4 protein-coding genes are annotated in these 4,095 nt (G+C 44.3%); 2 read left to right on the forward strand and 2 right to left on the reverse strand.

Annotated features, from left to right (window positions below):
- A partial coding sequence (locus O9324_RS00005) for a YifB family Mg chelatase-like AAA ATPase (RefSeq protein WP_288139150.1) occupies positions 1-1,508 on the reverse strand: 1,508 nt, incomplete at its 3' end.
- 180 nt (positions 1,509-1,688) lie between these two features.
- Between O9324_RS00005 and O9324_RS00010 the strand changes: the two genes are divergently transcribed.
- The gene (locus O9324_RS00010) at positions 1,689-2,030 is read left to right on the forward strand and encodes a histidine triad nucleotide-binding protein (RefSeq protein ID WP_288139151.1); all 342 of its coding nucleotides are present in this window, start codon (positions 1,689-1,691) and stop codon (positions 2,028-2,030) included.
- An 83-nt stretch (positions 2,031-2,113) separates the two neighbouring features.
- On the forward strand, positions 2,114-2,647 hold the full coding sequence (locus O9324_RS00015; protein ID WP_288139152.1) for a retropepsin-like aspartic protease family protein: 534 nt from the start codon (positions 2,114-2,116) through the stop codon (positions 2,645-2,647).
- Between the two features lie 190 nt (positions 2,648-2,837).
- Here the strand turns inward: O9324_RS00015 and hppD are convergent, their stop codons facing one another.
- Entirely contained in the window at positions 2,838-3,923 is a 1,086-nt protein-coding gene (hppD, locus tag O9324_RS00020; protein WP_288139153.1) for a 4-hydroxyphenylpyruvate dioxygenase, read from the reverse strand.
- Between the last annotated feature and the right edge of the window lie 172 nt (positions 3,924-4,095).

Consider the following 4,095-nt stretch of genomic DNA (forward strand, 5'->3'; position numbering starts at 1 on the left):
GTGCGATACTGAATTGCTTCGGCAACGTGGGAACTTTTCAGCATTTCACTATCTCCTAAATCGGCAATGGTGCGGGCAACTTTGAGAATGCGATCCATTGCTCGGGCCGATAAACCCAATTTTCGGATTGCCCCTTCTAAAATATGGCGACTGCTCTGATCAAGAGCGCAAAAACGCCGCAAATGCTCGGAATTCATCTCCGCATTAGAGCGAATCCCGCTATTCTGAAAGCGATCGCTGGCCTTTTGTCGGGCCCCTTCTACCCGTTGCCGCACCTGATCAGAAGCTTCTCCCCGACTCTCTTGGGTCATTTCTTCCGGTTTCAGGCGATTTACCGTCACTTGTAGGTCAATACGGTCTAAAAGCGGCCCCGATAATTTCGCCCAATATTGTTCCCGTTGTCGCGGTGAACAGCTGCAGGGTTGCACCGAATCGCCGTAATAACCACAGGGACAGGGATTGGTACTCGCCACCAGGGTAAAACGGGCCGGAAAAGCGACAGAAAGACGAGTGCGAGAAATGCTCACATAACCATCCTCTAGGGGTTGTCGGAGATATTCCAAGACACTGCGCTTAAATTCCGTTAATTCGTCCAAAAATAAAATACCACGGTGAGAAAGGGAGATTTCCCCTGGTCGGGGATAAGTGCCACCTCCCACCAGCGCTGCCCCAGAAGCGGAGTGATGGGGACTGCGAAAAGGACGCTCGCGCACCAGAGAACCTCGATCCTTCAGTAATCCGGCGACGGAATGAATCTGGGAGACTTCTAGGGATTCGGCAAAGGTCAGCTGGGGCAGAATACCGGGTAAACGTCGCGCTAACATGGTTTTACCGCTGCCCGGTGGCCCGACAAAAATTAGGTTATGACCTCCAGCTGCGGCAATTTCCAGGGCCCGACGGCCAATTGCTTGACCTTTGACATCCTTGAGATCGGGGAGATTTACCCGCGATCGCCCAAATTCCTCGGCAGCGTTAAAAGTCATCGGTGAATAGCGATCGGGTTCATTTAAGAAATTTACCACTTCCGATAGATGACGAAACCCATACACTTGTACGCCTTTGACCACGGCCGCTTCTTTGGCATTATCGGCGGGAACCACTAAACCCTTAATCCCCATTTTTTCGGCGGCGGCAGCAATGGGTAAAACCCCCGCCACGGGACGCAAACTACCATCGAGGGATAATTCGCCTAAAAAGAGAAAATCCCCCAATAAATCGGCTTCTACCTGTTCGGAAGCCCCTAAAATGCCGATACTAATCGGTAAATCATAAATTGGCCCCTCTTTGCGGATATCGGCGGGACTTAAATTGATGACAATTTTGCGGATGGGAAAGGCAAATCCGGCATTTTTTAGGGAAGCTTTTACCCTTTCTTTCGACTCCTGCACGGCGGTATCGGGTAAACCCACCACGGCAATTCCGGGTAATCCCCCCGATACATCCACCTCTACCCCGATTTTAATGGCATCGATGCCGATAATTGCCGCACTCCAAACCCTTGCTAACATTTTGGCTCAAGTAAAAATAAAGTGAGTTCTTAGGAAAATGAAACAGGATGTTAGGCTAGTTTTCCGCATAAAAATGATTTTATCTGGGAATTTACCCTGAAAATCAGCCTATTTCTCGGTATAACCTAGCCAGAAAAGCTGAGAGCTTAATGGTATAGTTGAAAAAAAAGTAATCTGTCTATGAGTGAGACTATTTTTAGCAAAATTATCCGGAAAGAAATTCCAGCCTCGATCGTCTATGAAGATGATCTGGTTCTCGCTTTTCGAGATGTTAATCCCCAAGCACCCACCCATATCCTCATTATCCCCAAAAAACCGATTCCGAAACTAGAGGAAGCCAGCGAAGGCGATCGAGATTTATTGGGACATTTGTTACTAACTGTTAAAAAGGTGGCCGCCGAGGCTAAATTAAGTCAAGGTTATCGAGTAGTGATCAATAATGGGGAACATGGGGGTCAAACCGTCGATCATCTTCATGTCCATCTCTTAGGCGATCGCATAATGGCTTGGCCTCCGGGTTAAACTCCTGTTATTTTCCCGCATTTTTGGGGAATTATAGAACTAGAATCGTTCTTTTCCGAGTCGGTCTTCTCGATGTTGAACCCATGAATAAGTCTCTTTCTGCGATCGCATTGTCCAGCACCCTGCTGTTATTTCCCTTCACCCCTACGACTCTCGCTCAATCGGAATGCTTTCTCCAAAGAGCGGATGGACAACAAATAGATCTTAGCCGTCTCTGTGGCAGTTCGTCTAGAAATAGGAAAAATTCCCCGCAAGTTTATCAGCTACCGATTCAACGCCGGGTTAACGGCATTCCCACGGTGATGGTGGTTTTTAATAACCGTCACTATTATGAAATGCTTTTTGATACAGGTGCTAGTGGCATCGTCCTCACCGATGCCATGGCGAAAGCGATGAAAGTCAAACGGGAAAAGGAAGTAGTCGCTCATACCGCCGGCGGTGTCGTTACTGTTTATCTTGGTCGCATTAATTCTGTTAAAGTTGGCGAGGTGGCTTTATCTAATCAGATTGTTGGTATTTCTCCCCAAATGGAAGGATTAGGACTCTTGGGACAAACCTTTTTTGGTTCCTATGATGTCACGATCAAAAAAGATGTGATTGAATTACGTCATCGTTGATAAGTAGCTGGTTATAATTAAATTAAAAATGGATTTTAGGTTCGATCCCCCCTGCCCCCCTTGATAAGGGGGGTGCCGATAGGCGGGGGTATCTACCCTTGATAAGGGGGGTGCCGATAGGCGGGGGGATCTGAAAACTTTTAACACCTACCTACTTAGTCTGACGGGATAAATGCTCGCTTTTCTGATTCTAATCTAAAGTTCCTCGCTGTATTTGTTCCCGTTCGATCGCTTCAAATAGGGTCTGGAAGTTGCCTTCTCCAAAACCTCTAGCGGCATGACGTCGCTCGATTAATTCAAAAAAGAAAGTCGGCTGGGAAAAAATTGGTTTAGTGAAAATTTGCAGTAAAGTCGGCTTTTCTGGGAGGGAATGACTATTTTGTTCAAAATCAATGAGAATTTCCTGTTTTTTAATTTCTAACCATTCCCAATCAGCAATATTAAAATCTTTTTTTTGATAGCTAATTTGTTGATAATAACTGTCGGGAACTGATAAAAATTCTACCTGCCTATCTCGTAATTTTTGAGTTAAATTTACAATATTTTCTGTTTTTAAAGCAATGTGTTGAATGCCAGATTTTTGATTAATATCCAAAAATTCTTGAATTTGAGAACTGTTACTATCTGGCTCATTAATTGGTAACTTTAATTCGGTTTCGGGGTGAACAAGTACCTGCGAATAAAGACCAGAACGCTCCGTTTTAATAGTAAAAGTTTGCCTTTTTTTAAAGCCTAAATTTTCCTCATACCAATTGGCTGTTAACTCTAAATTCCCCTGAAAAACATTTAAAACTAAATGATCAATTGCCAAAATATCCTGATTATATTGTTCCTTGCTATCATACTCAATCAGATCAGGATCGGCTAAAATTGGCGTGATTCCCTGTCTTTCAATTAACGTATGTTTGAGATTAGCAATGCTAGAGATTTCACAGCTTTTTATCTTCCCCCTAGAAAAAGCAGTTTCCTGAATAAAAATATCCTGTTTAATTCTCCTAGCTAAAGCGTCCAAATCCTCCACTTGAAAAGCTACATCCGCCACCCCTTCAGGATATTTACCTAAAAATTCCGCCACGGGACTGAGAGAATTTAAAGGAGAAGATAAGATAAAAATAATCTGTTTAGTTTTATCTTTTTGGATGCCATTGCCAACTATTTCCGTGTGCGTGTGGAGATTAACTAAACTTGCGATCGCCTGAAAATCCATCACCCGCACCAACCAGTCTCGCCATTTTTTGGCCGATTCTACATAAAAATGAATATGATCAACAAACATAGATAAAGTCAAAAAAGTGGTTGAGTGTTAGTAAGTGGGAAATGGGGAAATGGGGAAATGGGGAAATGGGGAAATGGGGAAATGGGGAAATGGGGAAATGGGGAAATGGGGAAATGGGGAAATGGGGAAATGGGGAAATGGGGAAATGGGGAAATGGGGAAATGGGGAAATG

Origin of the sequence: Microcystis sp. LE19-84.1B (genome assembly GCF_027531875.1) — a bacterium.
Lineage (GTDB): Bacteria > Cyanobacteriota > Cyanobacteriia > Cyanobacteriales > Microcystaceae > Microcystis > Microcystis panniformis.

Bases quoted from the DNA above. Each gene is read 5' to 3' on its own strand.
- O9324_RS00010 (WP_288139151.1), top strand. From the start codon at position 1,689: ATGAGTGAGACTATTTTTAGCAAAATTATCCGGAAAGAAATTCCAGCC.
- O9324_RS00015 (WP_288139152.1), top strand. From the start codon at position 2,114: ATGAATAAGTCTCTTTCTGCGATCGCATTGTCCAGCACCCTGCTGTTA.
- hppD (WP_288139153.1), bottom strand. From the start codon at position 3,923: ATGTTTGTTGATCATATTCATTTTTATGTAGAATCGGCCAAAAAATGG.